We start from the raw sequence: 17,322 nt of genomic DNA, 5'->3' as shown, positions 1-17,322 counted from the left end.
TCGCTCGCCGGTCCCCGCCCGTGCGCGGGTCGTCAGCGGCGGGCGAGGTCGGCCGCGCCGACGATCCCGGCCTCGTTGCCGTGCTCGGCGAGCTCGATCCGCGCCTCGGGCCGGTGCCCGCGCGCGGAGAGCTGGTCCGCGAACGCGCGGCGCACCGGCTGGAGCAGCAGGTCGCCGGCCGCGCCGACGCCGCCGCCGATGACGATGAGCTCCGGGTCGAGCAGCGCCGTCACGGAGGCCGCGCCCTCGCCGATCCAGCGGCCGAGGTTCGCGAGCAGCTCGACCGCGAGGTCGTCGCCCTCCTGCGCGGCCTGCGTGATCTGCGGGCCGTTGAGCTTGTCCGGGTCGCCGCCGCAGATCTCCAGGAGGCGCGTCGCGCGGTCGGGCTGGGCGATGAGCGCGTTCTGCCCGTCGCGCACCAGCGCGCGCCCGGACGCGTACTGCTCCCAGCAGCCCTCGTGGCCGCAGCCGCAGTAGTGCCCGCCCGGGACGACGCGCATGTGCCCCACCTCGGCGGCGACGCCCCACTTGCCGCGCACGAGCTCGCGGTCGACGACGATCGCGCCGCCGAGGCCGGTCCCGACCGTGAGCATGAGCATGTCGGTCGCGTCGCGCCCGACACCGAACTGGAACTCGGCCCAGCCTGCGGCGTTCGCGTCGTTCTCGACGACGATCGGCACGTCGGTGTCGCCGATGAGCTCGCGCACGTTGCGGGCGAGCGGGTACTCGCGCCAGGCGATGTTCGGGGCGAAGAGCACCGAGGTGCGGTCGGGGCTGACGAAGCCGGCCGCGGCCAGGCCCATCGCGCCCACCTCGTGCTCGGCCGTCAGCTCGGCGTACACGTCGGCGATGGCACGGTCGATGCTCGCGACGTCGTCGGGCTCGGTGTCGCGGCGGGTCTGGACGAGGATCTCGCCCTTCTCGTCGACGACGCCGGCCGCGATCTTCGTCCCGCCGATGTCCACACCGATGGCGTGCATGTCCCGTCCTCACTCGCTCGGTAACCGCTGACTAACCGCTGGCTGGATGCCTCACGCTGCGGGTGCTGCCCGCGCACGGGCCACGCACGACGACGGCTCGCGACCCCGCGCCCGGGTCGTCCCGCCGGAACTCCGCGCCCGCGCGAAACGTTGCGCAAGCAGCGCACAGCACCTGAAGCCTACCGACATCGGCAGGTCCCGGGCACACACCGCCACTGGGTAGGGTTCTCCCACCGTCGACTACTGCCACTGGAGCCAGAATGGACGAGATCAGCGCCCCACGGATCGTCGAAGTCGATCCCTCGAAGAACCTCAACGACCTGCTCGCGAGCCGCGTCGCTGCCGACCCGACCGCGCCGATGGTCGAGCGCCGCACCGGCAGCGACGGCGCGTGGCAGGCGCTCAGCGCCCGCGAGTTCGACGCCCAGGTCGTCGCCGTGGCGAAGGGCCTCGTCGCGCGCGGCATCCAGCCCGGCGACCACGTCGGCATCATGTCGCGCACGCGCTACGAGTGGACGCTCCTCGACTGGGCCACGTGGGCGGCCGGCGCGGTGCCGGTGCCCCTGTACGAGACCTCCAGCGCGGAGCAGGTGCAGTGGATCCTGTCGGACGCCGACGTCCGGCTCCTGGTCGTCGAGACCGAGGCGCACGCGGCGACCGTCGGCGAGGTGCGCGACCAGGTCCCCGCGCTCGGCGACGTCCTCGCCATCGACTCGGGCGCGATCGCGACCCTCACCGCCGACGGTGCCGAGGTGGACGACGCCGAGATCGCGCGTCGGCGCGGCCTGGCGAACCTCGCCGACGTGGCCACGATCATCTACACCTCGGGCACGACCGGGCGCCCCAAGGGCGCGGAGCTCACGCACGAGAACTTCTACTCGCTCACGGTCAACGCCGTGAAGGCGGTGCCCGAGGTGTTCGGCGAGCCCGGCGGTCGCACGCTGCTGTTCATGCCGCTCGCGCACGTGTTCGCGCGCTTCATCGGCGTGCTCGTCGTCGCCGGCGGCACGGTGCTGGGGCACACGCCCGACACCAAGACGCTGCTCGACGACCTCGGCACCTTCAAGCCGACGTACATCCTCTCGGTGCCGCGCGTGTTCGAGAAGGTCTACAACTCGTCCGAGCAGAAGGCCGCCGCGGGCGGCAAGCTCAAGATCTTCCACTGGGCGGCGGCCACGGCGATCGCGTACTCCCGCGCGCTCGACGAGCCGTCCGGCCCCGGCATCGGGCTGCGTCTGCAGCACAAGGTCGCGGACGCCCTCGTGTTCAAGAAGCTGCGCCACGCGCTCGGCGGCCGCGCGAGGTACGCGGTCTCCGGCGGCGCGCCGCTCGGCGAGCGGCTGGGGCACTTCTACCGCGGCATCGGCGTGCGCATCCTCGAGGGCTACGGGCTCACCGAGTCCACGGCGCCGACGTGCGTCAACCGGCCCGCGACCACCAAGATCGGTACGGTCGGCGAGCAGCTACCGGGCTGCGCGGCGCGCATCGCCGAGGACGGCGAGATCCTGCTCAAGGGCGACCACATCTTCCGCGGCTACCACAACAACGAGCAGGCCACGGCCGACGCGTTCGTCGACGGCTGGTTCCGCACGGGCGACCTCGGCTCGCTCGACGAGGACGGGTTCCTGCGCATCACCGGGCGCAAGAAGGAGATCATCGTGACCGCGGGCGGCAAGAACGTCGCCCCCGCCGTCCTCGAGGACCGCATCCGTGCCCACGCGCTCGTGTCGCAGTGCGTCGTCGTCGGCGACCAGAAGCCGTTCATCGGCGCGCTCGTCACGCTCGACCCCGAGGGTCTGCCGGGCTGGGCGAGCATGCACGGCAAGGAGCCGATGTCGATCGAGGACGCGGCCAAGGACCCCGACGTCCTCGCCGCCCTCGACGCCGCCGTGACGCGCGCCAACCAGGCCGTGTCGCGGGCCGAGTCCATCCGCAAGTTCACCGTGCTCACCACCGACTTCACGGTCGAGAACGGGTACCTCACGCCGTCGCTCAAGGTGAAGCGCAGCGAGGTGCTCAAGGACTTCGCGGCCGACGTGGAGGCGATCTACGTGGACGGTCCCGCCCCGGTCCGCTGACGCGCGACGGTCGTCGACGACGCCCGGACGGCCCTCCACGGCACCCGCCGGGGAGGGCCGCCGGCGTTCAGCGGCGCGCGAGCCGCGCCAGGAGCGCCTGCGCCGGGACGCACACCGCGCCCATGGCCTGCACGTCGTCCGACACCGCACGGTCGCTCGTCACCACGACGACCGGTCGGCCCGCGGGCTCGGCGGCGACCAGGCGGCGGATGAGGTCGTCGGCGATCTCCCCCGACGAGAAGAGCACGCGCACGCCGCGCGGGGCGTGCACCGGTCGGGCAGCGACGTCCGCGCCGTCGAAGCACACCGTGACCTCGGTGCCTCCCGCCGCGACGCGCAGGAGTCCGTTGAGGAGCCGGTCGCGCTGCTCGGCGAGCGTGAGGTCCCCGAAGCCGGTCTTGGTGACGTTGTAGCCGTCGACGACGAGATGGGTGCGCGGGACGGAGAGAAGGTCGCCGAGCAGCGCGGGGTCGTCCGCCGCGCGCCCGCGCGACCCGGGCCGCGGTCGCGCGACCGCGGCCGGCAGGGCCGCGGCGACGTCGTCCGCCGGTGTCGTCGTGGCGGGCCCGAGCGCGAGCTCGCGCCGCAGCCCGGTGGCCGCGTCGACCACCGTGTCGAGCAGGAGCCGCGCACGTGCGGTCGCGACGTCGGTCGCCGAGGTCCGCGCGCGGCGCGCCTCGTCCCGCTCCGCACGCGCCCGGGCGAGCTCGACGCCCGCGGCGCGGCGCTCCTCGCGCGCGTCGCGCAGTACCCCCTCTGCCTCCGCCCGCTCGGCCGACGCCGCCTCGAGGACCGCTCGGGCCTCGGCCCGCGCCCGGTCGGCGTCGGCCCGCAGCCGCCGCTCGGCGCGACGCGCGCCCGCGAGCTCCGCCGTCGCGGCGTCCGCACGGGCGACGGCGTCGCTCACCTGCGCCCTCAGCTCCTCGACCTGCTCGGCCAGCCTGTCGCGCTCACGACGCAGGCGGGCGACCTCGCCGCGCTCCGAGCGTTCGGTACGCAGCGTCGCGTCGAGCGCACGAGCGCGCTCCACGACCGCTTCCCAACCGTCCGGGCGCAGCAGGAAGGCACCGGCGGCGTGCTCGCGGACGAGAGCGGGCGTGGCGGGCTCCTCGGCGCCCGGTTCCGTCACGCTCTTGTCTCGCGGCGCCGCCGTGCGGTCGTCGGGCAGCCCCTGGCCGGCCGGGACCGAGGGGTCCGGTGACGCACCCGCCGCTGTCGCGTGCTCACGCGACCAGGCGGCGCCGACGGCGTGGCGGAACCCGGCGTCGTCGACCAGCGCACGCCACAGCGGCGCCGCGCCCGCCGACGCTCGCCTGCGGGGTGCGAACGCCTTGACCCGTTGCAGGGCGGCGGGGACGAGGAGCGGGTCGAGCGTGCCGAGCACGTCCGCGGCTGCGTCGACGAGGAGCGCGCGCACCGCGGGCGGGACGCTGCCCGCGGGCCCGTCCTCGTCCGACCTCTCGGCCACCATCCGCTGACCCCTCCTGCGTCTCTGCTGTCGGGAGTGCCGCCAGGAGCTTCGTCCCCGATCGTCCCGATTCCCCGGTCACCACCCTATGCCGTGCCCGTGCCCCACCGAGGACGTCGCCGCGCCCTGCCGCGGCCGTGTCGGTGGCCGTCGCTAGCCTCGCCGCCATGCCGTCCGGACCACTCCTCGCCTCCCCGCGCGAGGGGTCCGCGCCACGGGGTGCGCCCGTCCAGGGCACGCTCGACGACCTCGGGACCCCGCTGCGTGACGTGACGTTCGTCGTCGTCGACCTGGAGACGACGGGCGGGTCGCCCGCGGGGGCCGGGATCACCGAGATCGGCGCCGTGAAGGTGCGCGGCGGCGAGGTGCTCGGGGAGTTCCAGACGCTCGTCGACCCCGGAGTCCCGGTCCCCGCCTTCGTGGCCCGCCTGACGGGGATCACCTCGTCCATGGTCGCCACGGCCCCGCGCATCGAGGCCGTGCTGCCGAGCTTCCTGGAGTTCGCGCGCGGTGCCGTGCTCGTCGCGCACAACGCGCCCTTCGACATCTCGTTCCTCAAGGCCGCGTGCCGGGCCGCGGACTACGAGTGGCCCGGGAACCAGGTCCTCGACACCGTCCCGCTCGCACGCCGCGTCGTCACCCGGGACGAGGCGCCGAACCACAAGCTCTCGACCCTCGCCGCCCTGTTCCGCGCGACCGTGACGCCGGAGCACCGGGCGCTCGCCGACGCGCGCGCCACCGTCGACGTCCTGCACGCACTGCTCGCCCGGCTCGGGCCCCTCGGCGTCACGCACCTCGAGGACCTCGCCGGCGCGACGGACCCGGTCCCGCAGGACGTGCGGCGCAAGCGGCACCTCGCGGACGGCCTCCCGGACGCCCCGGGCGTCTACCTCTTCCGCGGGCCCGGCGACGAGGTCCTCTACGTCGGCACGTCGACGTCCATCCGGCGCCGCGTCCGCTCCTACTTCACCCGCTCCGAGAAGCGCAGCCGGATCACCGAGATGGTACGCATCGCGCACGCCGTCACCCCGGTCGTGTGCGCGACGCCGCTGGAGGCGCAGGTGCGCGAGCTGCGCCTCATCGCGGAGCACGCGCCGCGCTACAACCGGCGGTCGCGCCACCCCGAGCGCATGACGTGGGTCCGGCTCACGGACGAGACCTACCCCCGCCTGTCCGTCGTGCGGGACGTGCGAGCGTCCGCGTCGCACATCGGGCCCTTCCCGTCCAAGCAGCAGGCCCAGGCCGCCGTCGACGCGCTCCACGACGCCTTCCCCCTGCGCCAGTGCACACGACGCCTGCCGGTGGTCGCCTCCCCCGGGGCCACGGCGTGCGTCCTCGCCGAGATGGGACGATGCTCGGCCCCCTGCACGACGACGGAGCGCGACCTGGGGTACGGGGCCGTCGCCGACGACGTCCGCCAGGCGTTCGAGGGCGACCCGTCGCACGTCGTCGCGGAGCTCGGGCGCCGGATCCGCGCGCTCTCGCGCGACGAGCGGTTCGAGCAGGCCGGCGAGCTCACGCACCGGCTGCGGGCATTCCTCACGGGTGCTGCACGCGCCCAGCGCCTCAGCCCGCTCGCCGCGTGCGCCGAGCTCGTCGCCGCCCGCCCGACGGACGCGGGCGGATGGGAGATCGTCGTGGTGCGCCACGCGCGCCTGGCCGCGACCGGGGTGAGCGACCCCGGCGCGGACCCGTGGCCCCTCGTGGACGCGCTCGTCGCGACGGCGGAGACCGTCCCCCCGCCCGTGCCGCCCGCGCCGGCGAGCCACCCTCACGAGGCCGAGATCCTGCTGTCCTGGCTCCAGGAGCCGGGAGTGCGGATCGTCGACGTCACCGACCCGTGGGCGTGCCCCGTCCGCTCGGCCGGGTCGCACGTGGACCTCGCGGCCACGGCCCGCGACGTCGCGCGCCGCGCGGGCCCCCACGAGGGCCTCGACCCGACGCACGCTCCGCCCGGGGTGACCGTAGAGTGGTCGCCAGTCGACGACCCGACCCCGGAGGAACCATGCTGACCGCCATCGTCCTGATCGACACCGACCCCGCCCGCATCCCCGAGGTCGCGTCCGAGGTCGCGGACCTCAAGGGCGTCAGCGAGGTCTACTCGGTCACGGGCAAGGCGGACCTGGTCGCCATGGTCAGGGTCCAGGAGCACGACCAGCTCGCCGACGTCATCGCGGACCGCATCAGCAAGGTCCCGGGAGTCGTGCGCACCGAGACGTTCATCGCGTTCCGGGCCTACTCCAACGTCGACCTCGAGCAGGCGTTCGCGCTCGGCCTCGATGACTGACGGACCGGCCCACGTCGGGCGGCCCGTCCTCGCGGACGGTTCAGTCCCGCCCCGAGGCCTCGGCCCAGCGCGCGAGGGCGTCGCGCGCGGCACCCGTGTCCACGCTGCGGGCGGCGAGGTCGTAGGCGGCCCGGAGCCGCTCGACGAGCGAGCCGTCCGACGTCCCGGGCAGCGTGCCGTCGGCGACGAGCCCGGCCGCCGCGTTGAGCAGCACCGTCTCGCGCACCGGGCCGGTCTCGCCCGCGAGGAACCGGCGCGCCACCTCGGCGTTGTGCACGGCCTCCCCGCCCCGCAGGTCGGCGACCGTCACCGGCGCGAGACCCAGGTCGGCGACCGGGTCGAGCCGGTGCTCGGTGACGACGCCGTCGCGCACCTCCCACACCGTCGCCCCGCCCGTCGCCGCGAGCTCGTCGAGCCCGTCGTCGCCGCGGAACACGAGCGCCGAGGTGCCCCGTCCGGCGAGCACCCCGGCGATGAGCGGCGCCATGCGCGCGTCCGCGACACCGATCGCGGCGGCGCGCGGCTGGGCGGGGTTCGTCAGCGGGCCGAGGACGTTGAACGCCGTCGGGATGCCGAGCTCCTTGCGTGCGACGCCCGCGTGGCGCATGGACGGGTGGAAGACCATGGCGAAGCAGAACGTGATGCCCGCCTCCTGCACGATCCGAGCGACACGCTCGGGCCCGTGGTCGAGCCGGATGCCCAGCTCCTCGAGCACGTCCGCGGCGCCCGAGGACGAGGTCGCGGCCCGGTTGCCGTGCTTGACCACGCGCACGCCTGCACCCGCGATGACGAGCGAGGCCATCGTCGAGATGTTGACCGTGTGCGCACGGTCCCCGCCCGTGCCCACGATGTCGACCGCCGGTCCGTCGACCGTGAACCGGCTCGCGTGGGCGAGCATCGCGTCGGCGAGCCCGGTGAGCTCCGCGACGGTCTCGCCCTTCGCGCGCAGCGCCACGAGGAAGCTCGCGAGCCGCACGGGCGACACCTCGCCGGACATCACCTGGTCCATCGCCCACGCGGTGGCGTCGGCGTCCAGGTCGTGGCCCGCGACGAGCTCCGTCAGCAGGCCGGGCCACGTGAGCCCCGTGCCCGTCGTGTCGCTCGTGGTCGAGGCGGCGGGGTGCGGGGTCGCGGTCACGGGTGGCCCTTCGGCTGGTCGGTCTCCTGTCGGCTACCGCGCGCCGGCGGCACGCAGCAGGTCGGCGACGGCGCGCTGGAGGGCGACCGCGTCGAACGGCCGGGGCACCGCGTCGTCGGCGAGCGACCACGATGCTAGCCAACCGTCCTGCGGCCTGCCGGTGAGGACCAGGACCGGCGGGCAGCGGTAGACCTCGTTCTTGAGCTGGCGGCACAGGCCCATGCCCCCGGCCTTGTCGGCCTCCCCGTCGAGGACGAGCAGGTCCCAGCCGCCCGCGTCCGCGGCGGTCACGACGGCCGCCGGGGTCGCGACCTCGAGCCACTCGATGTCCGGCTGACCCGCACCCAGGCGTCGCCCGACCGCGAGCCGCACCTGCTCGCGCACCGTCACGTCGTCGCTGTAGAGGAGGATGCGCGGCGCGCGCGCGGACACGCTCGTGTCCCCGTGCGTCGTCGTCACGGTCGTCGTCATCGTCGTCACCGTCGCCTTCGTCGTTCCCTCGGGTGGGCCCGGGCGGGCGCGCCCCCAGCACCTGGGGTGCGCGCGTCCCGACTGGCATCTTGGCACGTCGGGGGGGCTCGCAGCACCCCCTCACGGGGCGTCCCCGCCGACCGGCGCGGGACCTGGGACCAAGGGCCCTGGCGGGGCCCGGGACCCCGCCGGTTTCATGGCACTTGGCAGCGATCCGTCACCAAGTGCAGGTCTCCGCCGGAAGATCTGGAGACATTGTGAGATTCACCGCCTCGGGGCGGCCGTCTGCGTGCCGCGGAGGCGCCGTTCGTCGGCCATAATGGCTCCTGTGTCGACCGCAACGGCTGCCCCCCACGCCCATCAGCACGTGAGCGTCAACCGACCGAACCCCGTCTCGGTCGGGACGATCGTGTGGCTGGCCAGCGAGCTCATGTTCTTCGCCGGCCTCTTCGCCATGTACTTCACGGTCCGCGCCGTGATGCCCGCCGACGAGTGGGCGCTCGAAGCGGACAAGCTCAACCTGACCTTCGCGGCGATCAACACGACCGTCCTGGTGCTGTCGTCGGTGACGTGCCAGATGGGCGTGTGGGCCGCCGAGCGCTTCCAGCCCGTGCGCACCGGCTCGATCTTCCAGGTGAACCGCTGGGGGATGAACGAGTGGATGACCCTCACGTTCCTCATGGGTGCGTTCTTCATCGGTGGTCAGATCTTCGAGTACGCGGAGCTCGTCGAGCACGGCGTCTCGATCTCCTCGACGCCCTACGGCTCCGTCTTCTACATCACGACCGGCTTCCACGGCCTCCACGTCGTCGGTGGCCTGATCGCCTTCCTGTTCCTTCTCGGCCGCTCGTTCTCGGCCAAGAACTTCGGGCACCACGAGGCCACGACGGCCATCGTGACGTCCTACTACTGGCACTTCGTCGACGTCGTGTGGATCGCGCTGTTCTTCGTGATCTACATCTTGCGCTGACGACGCTCCCGGGGTCCGCCCCGGCCCGCCCACCCGCCCCCTGCTCCCCCACCTGCGAGACGAGGATCATTTCGTGAAGGCACTCGCCGCCCGCAGACACCACCGCCTCGCGCCGGTCGTGCTGCTGCTGCTGGCGCTGCTGGTCACCGGCGGCGTCTACGCCGCCTTTGCACCGAATCCGGCCAACGCCGAGACCGCCAGCACCGAGGACATCGAGACCGGCCAGAAGCTGTTCCAGGCCAACTGCGCCACGTGCCACGGCCCGAACGCCGAGGGCACGAGCACGGCTCCGTCGCTCGTCGGTGTCGGTGCCGCGTCGGTCGACTTCCAGGTGTCCACCGGCCGCATGCCCATGCAGATGGACGGTCCGCAGGCCATCCAGAAGCCTCGTCAGTTCGACGAGGAGCAGACGGCGCAACTCGCCGCCTACGTCGCCTCCCTGGGCGCCGGCCCGGCGATCCCGACCGACGAGCAGGTCGACGCCTCGCTCGGTGACGTCGCGAACGGGGCCGCGATCTTCCGGACCAACTGCGCGATGTGCCACAACGCCGTCGGCGCGGGAGGCGCCCTCTCCGAGGGCAAGTTCGCGCCGCCGCTGTGGGACACGTCGGAGCGCAACATCTACCAGGCGATGCTCACCGGACCGCAGTCGATGCCCGTGTTCAACGACGCGACCATCACGCCCGACGAGAAGCGCGACGTCATCGCCTTCCTCGTCGACCAGCGCGAGGGCTCGGCCGGTGGCCTGTCGCTCGGCTCCCTCGGCCCGGTCAGCGAGGGTCTGTGGGCCTGGATCGTCGGAATGGGCCTCCTCATCGGGGCCGCAGTGTGGATCGGAGCGAAGTCCTCGTGAGCGACTACCAGAACCCCCGGTCGCCCGAGTCCTCGCACCGCGAGGTCGGGCACCGTGAGGAGCACGGCACCCTCGACACGTTCCCGGACCCGGGGCTGCCCGAGCACAAGAGCCGCATGGCCGACCGCGACCCGAAGGCCGCGAAGCGTGCCGAGCGCCAGGTCGCCACGCTCTTCGGCATCTCGGTGATCGGCACGATCGCCGCCCTCGTCGTGTACTTCGTCATCCCGCCGGACGGGACGACCGCAGGCGTGCGCCTGTCGACCCTCTCGCTCGGCGTGGCCATCGCGTTCGCGCTGCTCGGTATCGGCCTCGGCGCCGTGCACTGGGCGAAGGTCCTCATGTCCGACCACGAGAAGGTCGACGAGCGCCACCCCGTCGCGAGCGACGCCGAGACGCGCGCCGACGCGATCGCCGAGCTCGAGGCCGGCGCCAAGGACTCGGGGATCGCCCGCCGCGGCGTCCTCAAGGGCGCGGTCATCTCCGCGCTCGCGCTGTTCCCCCTCACCATCGCCGTCCCGCTCGTCGGCAGCGTCGGTGGCGACTGGAACGTCTCGAAGTTCAAGCACACCCTCTGGAAGAACGGCACCCGCCTGGCGATCGATCCGTCCGGTCGACCCATCAAGGCGGCGGACGTCACGATCGGCTCGGTCGTGCACGTCATCCCCGAGGCCTCCCAGGAGGAGATGCAGTCCCACGAGTGGATCACGGAGAAGGCCAAGGCCGTCGTCCTGCTGGTCCGTCTCGACCCGCGCGACATCGTGTCCGAGCAGGCCCCCGAGGGTGAGACCTGGTCGTACGACGGCATCGTCGCGTTCTCCAAGATCTGCACGCACGTCGGCTGCCCCGTGGCGCTCTACGAGCAGCAGACGCACCACCTGCTCTGCCCGTGCCACCAGTCGACGTTCGACGTGGCCGACAGCGCGAAGGTGGTCTTCGGGCCCGCGAAGCGCCCCCTGCCGCAGCTGCCGATCACCGTTGATGACGAGGGCTACCTGGTCGCCCAGAGCGACTTCCACGAGCCCATCGGCCCGAGCTTCTGGGAGCGTCTCAAGTGACCACCAGCACCGGATCCGCCTCCTCCAAGGCGTCCGCACCGAAGGCCGCCGCACCGACGACCCCCGCCGGCAAGGCCGCCGACTACCTGGACCAGCGCACGAGCATCGGCGTCGCCGTCAAGGAGTTCGCGCGCAAGGTCTTCCCCGACCACTGGTCGTTCCTCCTGGGCGAGATCGCGCTGTACTCGTTCGTCGTCCTGATCCTCACGGGGATCTTCCTGACGATGTTCTTCGTACCGAGCATGTCGCTCGTCACCTACCACGGCGAGCCCGCCTCGATGAACGGCGTGCTCATGTCCGACGCGTTCGCCTCGACGCTGCACATGTCGTTCGAGGTGCGCGGCGGTCTGCTCATGCGGCAGATCCACCACTGGGCGGCGCTGATCTTCCTCGCGGCGATCGTCACGCACATGATGCGCGTGTTCTTCACGGGCGCGTTCCGCAAGCCGCGCGAGATCAACTGGCTCGTCGGCATGCTGCTCATGATCATGGGCCTCGCCGCCGGCTTCTCGGGCTACTCCCTCCCGGACGACGTCCTCTCCGGCAACGGCCTGCGCATCACCGACGGTGTCGTGAAGTCGATCCCGCTCATCGGGTCGTACCTCTCGTACTTCATCTTCGGCGGCGAGTTCCCGGGCGAGCACATCATCCCGAGGCTCTTCACCGTGCACATCCTGCTCGTGCCCGGCCTGATCCTCGCGCTCGTCGCGCTCCACCTGTTCTTCGTCGTGCTGCACAAGCACACGCAGTACCCCGGTGGCGGCCGCACGGACACGAACGTGGTCGGCTACCCGCTGTTCCCGGTGTACGTGGCCAAGGCCGGCGGCTTCTTCTTCGTCGTGTTCGGCATCCTCGCCCTCATGGGCGGGACCATGGCCATCAACAACGTGTGGAACTACGGCCCGTACGACCCGTCACCGGTGTCCGCGGGAGCCCAACCCGACTGGTACATGCTGTTCCTCGAGGGTTCGCTACGACTCATGCCCGGCGGAGCGGAGTTCGTCACCTGGGGCGACTACACGGTGCCGCTGAACGTGCTCATCCCGGCAGTCGTGGTACCGGGTCTGCTCTTCACGTTCCTCTTCGTCTACCCGTTCCTCGAGGCCGCGGTGACGAAGGACAAGCGTGAGCACCACGTCCTGGACCGCCCTCGCAACGTGCCCGTCCGCACCGGCCTGGGCGTCGCGTTCCTCACGGCGTTCATCATCCTGGCGCTCGCCGGGTCGAACGACCTCATCGCGACGCACTTCCACATGTCGATCAACACGATCACGTGGGCGTTCCGGATCCTGTTCTTCGTCGGCCCGTGGTTCGCGTTCTGGATCACCAAGCGCATCTGCCTCGGGCTGCAGCGCAAGGACCGCGAGCTCGTGCTCCACGGCCACGAGACGGGCCGGATCGTGCGGTTCGCGCACGGCGAGTACATCGAGGTCCACCGCCCGCTCGACGAGCAGGAGCGCTGGCTGCGGGTCAACTACCAGGCTCACGCGCCCCTCGAGATCGAGCCGGCGACGGACTCGCGCGGCGTGCGGCGCAAGGGCTACAAGAAGGACAAGCGCCTCCAGCGCCTGTCGCGGTTCTTCTACGAGGACCGGATCGAGCCCGTGACGCCCGCCGAGCTCGCGGCCGCGCACTCGCACGGCGAGCACGACGCGCTCGAGAGCGAGAGCCACGCGCAGATCGAGGCCGGAGCCGCCACCGTCGGTGGCGGGCGCGACCTCGTCGAGCCGGAGAAGGGCGCCGACGAGCGTCGACGCTGAGGTTCCCGCACAGTAGGACGATGACCCGCGACCTGCCACCCTCGATGAGGGGCTGGTCGCGGGTCATCGTCGTCTCGGCGCCGGGCGCAGGCAGTCGCGCCCGTGAGGGCCTGAGACTCCGTCAGGTCACTCTCCAGCGGGCGAGCGGCGACTTCGCCGCGATCAACCTGCACGAGAAGAACCTCGCGTTCAACCTCGGCGGCCACGTCAACCACTCCGCCTTCTGGACCAACCTCTCCCCCGAGGGCGGCGGCGAGCCCACCGGCGAGATCGGCGCCGCGATCGACGAGCACTTCGGCTCCTTCGACGCCTTCAAGAAGCAGTTCGCCGCCGTCGCCGCCGGCGTCCAGGGCTCGGGCTGGGCCATCCTCGCCTGGGACTCCATCGGCTCCAAGCTCGTCACCGTCCAGCTCTACGACCAGCAGGGCAACCTCACCCTCGGCCTGACCCCGATCGTCCTGCTCGACGTCTGGGAGCACGCCTACTACCTCGACTACCAGAACGTGCGCGCCGACTACGTCACCGCCTGGTGGAACCTCGTCAACTGGTCCGACGCCGAGGCCCGCCTCCAGCGCGCCAAGACCCAGACCGCCGGGCTCATCGTCCCCGCCTGACGAACTCCGCAGCACGACACTCCCGGGCGAGCGCGAACCCGCTCCCCCACCACGACGAGGTCGGTCCCGTCATCCGGTGGATGACGGGACCGACCTCGTTCTCGGCGCTCTACCAGGCGCCCGCCGTCAGTCCGCGGTCACGAAGAGGTGGCGCGCGACGTCGTCCGACCCGACTGATGAACGACGGACGGCCCGGTCCCCTGGCGGGGACCGGGCCGTCCGGACGTGGCGAGGACGCCCGGTCGATCAGTGGGCGTGCTGGCCGCGAGAGAACTCGAAGACCCAGCCGACGAGGGCGACCGCGGCGAGCGCGATCCCCACGTAGACGAGCCACCAGCCGACGGCGAGACCCAGGAACACGATCGCGGCCGAGCCGGCGATCGCGAGCGGCCACCAGCTCCACGGGGCGTAGACGCCCTGGTCGCCGGCACCCTGCTCGATCAGGCCCTCGGGGTCGTCCTCGGGGCGGGCGTCGATGCGCTTCGCCGTGAGCATGAGGTAGGCGCCGATCATCGCGACCAGTCCACCGGTCAGGAGGATGGCGACCGATCCGACGGGCTCCCAGTGGCTCCAGAAGCCGTAGACGATCCCCGCGGCGATGAAGAACGGCGTCCCGTAGAGGAACAGCTTGTACTCGACCTTCACTTCCCGGCCTCCTCGTCCGTCGTGCCCGTGCGCGGTTCGTCGACGATGGTGGTCGTCGTGGAGTCGCTGCCGCCCTCCGTACCGCTCAGGCGGTCGAGCGCGACGCTCTTCTCACCCCGGCGGTCGGCCTCGCCGTACACCTGCTCGAGCACGTTCGGGTTCGGCTCGGCGTGGTCCATCGCCGCGACCTCGGGGTGGTGCAGGTCGAACGCGGGCGACTCGGAACGGATACGAGGCAGCGACGTGAAGTTGTGGCGCGGCGGCGGGCAGGAGGTCGCCCACTCGAGCGAGCGCCCGTAGCCCCACGGGTCGTCGACCGCGACCTTGGGCGCGTTGCGCCAGGTCGTGTAGACGTTCCAGAGGAACGGCAGCGTCGACGCGGCGAGGATGAACGCCCCGACCGTCGAGACCTGGTTCTCCCACGTGAAGCCGTCCGACGGCGCGTAGTCCGCGTAGCGACGCGGCATGCCCTCGACGCCCAGCCAGTGCTGGATGAGGAACGTGGTGTGGAAACCGATGAACAGCAGCCAGAAGTGCAGCTTGCCGAGGCGCTCGTTGAGCATCCGGCCGGTGAACTTGGGCCACCAGAAGTAGAAGCCCGCGAACATCGCGAACACCACGGTGCCGAACACGACGTAGTGGAAGTGCGCCACGACGAAGTACGAGTCGGACAGGTGGAAGTCCAGCGCCGGGCTCGACAGGATGATGCCGGTCAGGCCACCGAAGAGGAACGTCACGAGGAAGCCGATCGACCACAGCATCGGTGTCTCGAACGTGAGCTTGCCGCGCCACATCGTCCCGATCCAGTTGAAGAACTTCACGCCCGTCGGGACGGCGATGAGCATCGTCATGAAGGCGAAGAACGGCAGCAGGACCGCACCGGTGACGTACATGTGGTGCGCCCACACCGTCACGGAGAGGGCCGCGATCGCGATCGTCGCGTACACGAGGCCCTTGTAGCCGAAGATCGGCTTGCGGCTGAAGACCGGCAGGATCTCCGTGACGATGCCGAAGAACGGCAGCGCGATGATGTACACCTCGGGGTGGCCGAAGAACCAGAAGAGGTGCTGCCACAGGATCGCGCCCCCGTTCTCGGGGTTGAAGATCTGGGCACCGAGGCGCCGGTCCGCCCCGAGCGCGAAGAGCGCGGCGGCGAGGGGCGGGAACGCCATCAGCACGAGCAGGCTCGTCACGAGGGTGTTCCACGTGAAGATCGGCATGCGGAACATCGTCATGCCGGGCGCGCGCATCGTGATGATCGTCGTGATGAAGTTGACGGCACCGAGGATGGTGCCGAAGCCGGCGAGCGCGAGGCCGAACACCCACAGGTCTCCCCCGAGGCCCGGACTGAACGTCGTGTTCGACAGCGGCGCGTACGCGAACCACCCGAACGAGGCCGCGCCCTGCGGGGTGAAGAACCCGGCCGAGGCGATGAGCCCGCCGAAGAGGTAGAGCCAGTACGCGAACATGTTCAGTCGCGGGAACGCGACGTCCGGCGCACCGATCTGCAGCGGCATGATGACGTTGGCGAACCCGGCGAACAGCGGCGTCGCGAACAGCAGCAGCATGATCGTGCCGTGCATCGTGAAGAGCTGGTTGTACTGCTCCTTGCTCTGCACGATCTGGATCCCGGGCTCGAAGAGCTCCGCACGGATCACGAGGGCCATGAGGCCGCCGATGCAGAAGAAGATGAACGACGTGATCAGGTACATGTACCCGATCGTCTTGTGGTCGGTGGACGTGACCCACTTGATCACGGTCCGACCGAGGGTCTGACGCCGAGGGGCGAGACCGGGGATGACTTCGGCCTGCGCGACCATCAGTGCTCACCCTCCGTGCTAGCAGTGACGGGGTTCGGGTCCTGGAGGCGGCTGAAGCCCTCCACCGGGATCTGGCCCTCCTGCCCCTTCTCGCGGAGCGCCTCCATCTGCGCGTCGAACTCGGCGCGGTCCACGACCTCGACGTTGAAGAGCATCCCGGAGTGGTGCTCGCCGCAGAGCTCGGCGCACTTGCCGGCGTAGACGCCCTCGCGCTGCGGGGTGACCACGAACTCGTTGGTGCGGTGCGGGATCATGTCCAGCTTGTAGAGGAACGCGGGGATCCAGAAGGAGTGGATGACGTCGCGCGAGTCCAGGACGAAGCGGATGCTCTCGCCCGCGGGCAGGTACAGGGTCGGGAGCGCCTCGGACGTGCCCGGGGCGCCGTCGATCTCCGCGCCCTCCGTCATGGTGCCGCCGACGTCGGCGAGGTGCTGGCCGGACTCGTAGACGTCCTCGTCCACGTAGTTGAAGTCCCAGCTCCACTGCTTGCCGATGACCTGGACGGTCATCTCGGCCTCCACGTCCTTGTCCACGATGGCGCTCATGTCGCGGTCCGTGTAGAAGAACAGGACGAGGACCATGATGATCGGCACGGCCGTGTACATGATCTCGAGCGGCAGGTGGTACCGCGTCTGGACCGGGAGCTGGTGGTCGTCCTTGCGCTTGCGGTAGGCGGCGACGCACCACAGCATGAGGCCCCACGTGATGACGCCGACGATGAGGGCGGCGATCCACGAGCCGGTCCACAGCGACGTGATCCGGGCGGTCTGGTTGGTCACCTCCCCGTCCTCGTAACCGGGCAGGAACCCGCGCTGGACCGTGTCGCTGGCGCAGCCGGACGCCACCGCAGCGACGGCGACGGCGAGGGCCGTCGCCCGCAGGATGGTGCGCCGTGTGCGGCTAGGGGGTTGCGAGTGCAAGGGGGGCCTTTCACGTCACGTCCTGCCCGAGCTCGCCTTTACGAGCCCAGCACAGGACCTTCGTCCTCGACACACGAAGCCTAGCGCGGGATTCCGCCCTTCGTGGCCCGGAACGCCCTGCGGACGGGCGAGATGCGGCACACGTCCTGGCCGGTCACGGTGGGTTCACCACACCGGCGCCGCGTCTGTCAGATCCTTGCCACACCGACGCTCCTCCCGGCGGAGCGGTACCGTGCCGGTGGAGCGTCGGGACGCGTGCC

15 protein-coding genes are annotated in these 17,322 nt (G+C 71.5%); 8 read left to right on the top strand and 7 right to left on the bottom strand.

The window, feature by feature from the left end; all coding sequences use genetic code 11:
• Nucleotides 1-32: 32 nt before the first annotated feature.
• The gene (locus tag JN535_RS05180) at nt 33-980 is read right to left on the bottom strand and encodes an ROK family glucokinase (RefSeq protein WP_047233162.1); all 948 of its coding nucleotides are present in this window, start codon (nt 978-980) and stop codon (nt 33-35) included.
• A gap of 260 nt (nt 981-1,240) precedes the next feature.
• Between JN535_RS05180 and JN535_RS05175 the strand changes: the two genes are divergently transcribed.
• Complete coding sequence (locus tag JN535_RS05175) at nt 1,241-3,058, top strand: AMP-dependent synthetase/ligase (RefSeq protein ID WP_205203283.1); 1,818 nt, start codon at nt 1,241-1,243, stop codon at nt 3,056-3,058.
• Between the two features lie 67 nt (nt 3,059-3,125).
• Here JN535_RS05175 and JN535_RS05170 read toward each other — a convergent pair whose 3' ends face one another.
• Nucleotides 3,126-4,529: an NYN domain-containing protein gene (locus tag JN535_RS05170; protein ID WP_205203281.1), complete on the bottom strand. Its 1,404-nt coding sequence runs from the start codon at nt 4,527-4,529 to the stop codon at nt 3,126-3,128.
• A gap of 164 nt (nt 4,530-4,693) precedes the next feature.
• Between JN535_RS05170 and JN535_RS05165 the strand changes: the two genes are divergently transcribed.
• Together JN535_RS05165 and JN535_RS05160 are read left to right on the top strand one after the other, a co-directional pair.
• Nucleotides 4,694-6,538, top strand: a complete 1,845-nt coding sequence (locus JN535_RS05165) for a DEDD exonuclease domain-containing protein (protein ID WP_205203278.1) — start codon at nt 4,694-4,696, stop codon at nt 6,536-6,538.
• Nucleotides 6,532-6,813 (top strand): Lrp/AsnC family transcriptional regulator, encoded by a 282-nt coding sequence (locus tag JN535_RS05160; RefSeq protein ID WP_024840033.1) that lies wholly within the window; start codon nt 6,532-6,534, stop codon nt 6,811-6,813. Before JN535_RS05165 ends, JN535_RS05160 begins: the two co-directional genes overlap by 7 nt.
• 40 nt (nt 6,814-6,853) lie before the next feature.
• On the opposite strand, the gene trpD is transcribed toward JN535_RS05160, so the two are convergent.
• Together trpD and JN535_RS05150 are read right to left on the bottom strand one after the other, a co-directional pair.
• Entirely contained in the window at nt 6,854-7,951 is a 1,098-nt protein-coding gene (gene trpD, locus JN535_RS05155) for an anthranilate phosphoribosyltransferase (RefSeq protein WP_205203276.1), read from the bottom strand.
• Between the two features lie 33 nt (nt 7,952-7,984).
• Nucleotides 7,985-8,422, bottom strand: a complete 438-nt coding sequence (locus tag JN535_RS05150) for a response regulator transcription factor (RefSeq protein ID WP_205203274.1) — start codon at nt 8,420-8,422, stop codon at nt 7,985-7,987.
• A 319-nt stretch (nt 8,423-8,741) separates the two neighbouring features.
• On the opposite strand from JN535_RS05150, the gene ctaE reads away from it, so the two are divergent.
• The 5 genes from ctaE (at nt 8,742) to JN535_RS05125 (ending at nt 13,677) form a co-directional block, all read left to right on the top strand.
• Nucleotides 8,742-9,392 (top strand): aa3-type cytochrome oxidase subunit III, encoded by a 651-nt coding sequence (ctaE, locus tag JN535_RS05145; protein ID WP_021481150.1) that lies wholly within the window; start codon nt 8,742-8,744, stop codon nt 9,390-9,392.
• Between the two features lie 73 nt (nt 9,393-9,465).
• Nucleotides 9,466-10,245: a cytochrome bc1 complex diheme cytochrome c subunit gene (gene qcrC / locus JN535_RS05140; RefSeq protein WP_205203272.1), complete on the top strand. Its 780-nt coding sequence runs from the start codon at nt 9,466-9,468 to the stop codon at nt 10,243-10,245.
• Nucleotides 10,242-11,303 (top strand): cytochrome bc1 complex Rieske iron-sulfur subunit, encoded by a 1,062-nt coding sequence (gene qcrA, locus JN535_RS05135; RefSeq protein ID WP_374100479.1) that lies wholly within the window; start codon nt 10,242-10,244, stop codon nt 11,301-11,303. Before qcrC ends, qcrA begins: the two co-directional genes overlap by 4 nt.
• A complete protein-coding gene (gene qcrB, locus JN535_RS05130; RefSeq protein ID WP_205203270.1) occupies nt 11,300-13,063 on the top strand; it encodes a cytochrome bc1 complex cytochrome b subunit in 1,764 nt (587 codons plus the stop codon). The genes qcrA and qcrB overlap by 4 nt, the downstream gene beginning before the upstream one ends.
• A gap of 20 nt (nt 13,064-13,083) precedes the next feature.
• Nucleotides 13,084-13,677, top strand: coding sequence for a superoxide dismutase (locus JN535_RS05125; RefSeq protein WP_205203268.1), 594 nt, complete (start codon nt 13,084-13,086; stop codon nt 13,675-13,677).
• A gap of 246 nt (nt 13,678-13,923) precedes the next feature.
• Here the strand turns inward: JN535_RS05125 and JN535_RS05120 are convergent, their stop codons facing one another.
• The 3 genes from JN535_RS05120 to ctaC are packed head-to-tail and all read right to left on the bottom strand — an operon-like array spanning nt 13,924 to nt 17,062.
• Nucleotides 13,924-14,322: a cytochrome c oxidase subunit 4 gene (locus JN535_RS05120; protein ID WP_205203266.1), complete on the bottom strand. Its 399-nt coding sequence runs from the start codon at nt 14,320-14,322 to the stop codon at nt 13,924-13,926.
• Nucleotides 14,319-16,142, bottom strand: coding sequence for an aa3-type cytochrome oxidase subunit I (ctaD, locus tag JN535_RS05115; protein ID WP_205203264.1), 1,824 nt, complete (start codon nt 16,140-16,142; stop codon nt 14,319-14,321). Before ctaD ends, JN535_RS05120 begins: the two co-directional genes overlap by 4 nt.
• Complete coding sequence (gene ctaC / locus JN535_RS05110) at nt 16,142-17,062, bottom strand: aa3-type cytochrome oxidase subunit II (RefSeq protein ID WP_205203262.1); 921 nt, start codon at nt 17,060-17,062, stop codon at nt 16,142-16,144. The genes ctaD and ctaC overlap by 1 nt, the downstream gene beginning before the upstream one ends.
• Nucleotides 17,063-17,322 lie beyond the last annotated feature (260 nt).

The sequence above is a fragment of the Cellulosimicrobium cellulans genome, from assembly GCF_016921195.1.
GTDB lineage: Bacteria > Actinomycetota > Actinomycetes > Actinomycetales > Cellulomonadaceae > Cellulosimicrobium > Cellulosimicrobium cellulans_F.
Note: the sequence above shows the minus strand (reverse complement) of the source record. Positions and strands in the feature narration are given on the sequence as shown.

Bases quoted from the DNA above. Each gene is read 5' to 3' on its own strand.
- ctaE (WP_021481150.1), top strand. From the start codon at position 8,742: ATGGCTCCTGTGTCGACCGCAACGGCTGCCCCCCACGCCCATCAGCAC.
- JN535_RS05180 (WP_047233162.1), bottom strand. From the start codon at position 980: ATGCACGCCATCGGTGTGGACATCGGCGGGACGAAGATCGCGGCCGGC.
- JN535_RS05125 (WP_205203268.1), top strand. From the start codon at position 13,084: ATGACCCGCGACCTGCCACCCTCGATGAGGGGCTGGTCGCGGGTCATC.
- JN535_RS05150 (WP_205203274.1), bottom strand. From the start codon at position 8,422: ATGACGACGACCGTGACGACGACGCACGGGGACACGAGCGTGTCCGCG.
- JN535_RS05160 (WP_024840033.1), top strand. From the start codon at position 6,532: ATGCTGACCGCCATCGTCCTGATCGACACCGACCCCGCCCGCATCCCC.
- JN535_RS05175 (WP_205203283.1), top strand. From the start codon at position 1,241: ATGGACGAGATCAGCGCCCCACGGATCGTCGAAGTCGATCCCTCGAAG.
- ctaD (WP_205203264.1), bottom strand. From the start codon at position 16,142: ATGGTCGCGCAGGCCGAAGTCATCCCCGGTCTCGCCCCTCGGCGTCAG.
- JN535_RS05165 (WP_205203278.1), top strand. From the start codon at position 4,694: ATGCCGTCCGGACCACTCCTCGCCTCCCCGCGCGAGGGGTCCGCGCCA.
- JN535_RS05170 (WP_205203281.1), bottom strand. From the start codon at position 4,529: ATGGTGGCCGAGAGGTCGGACGAGGACGGGCCCGCGGGCAGCGTCCCG.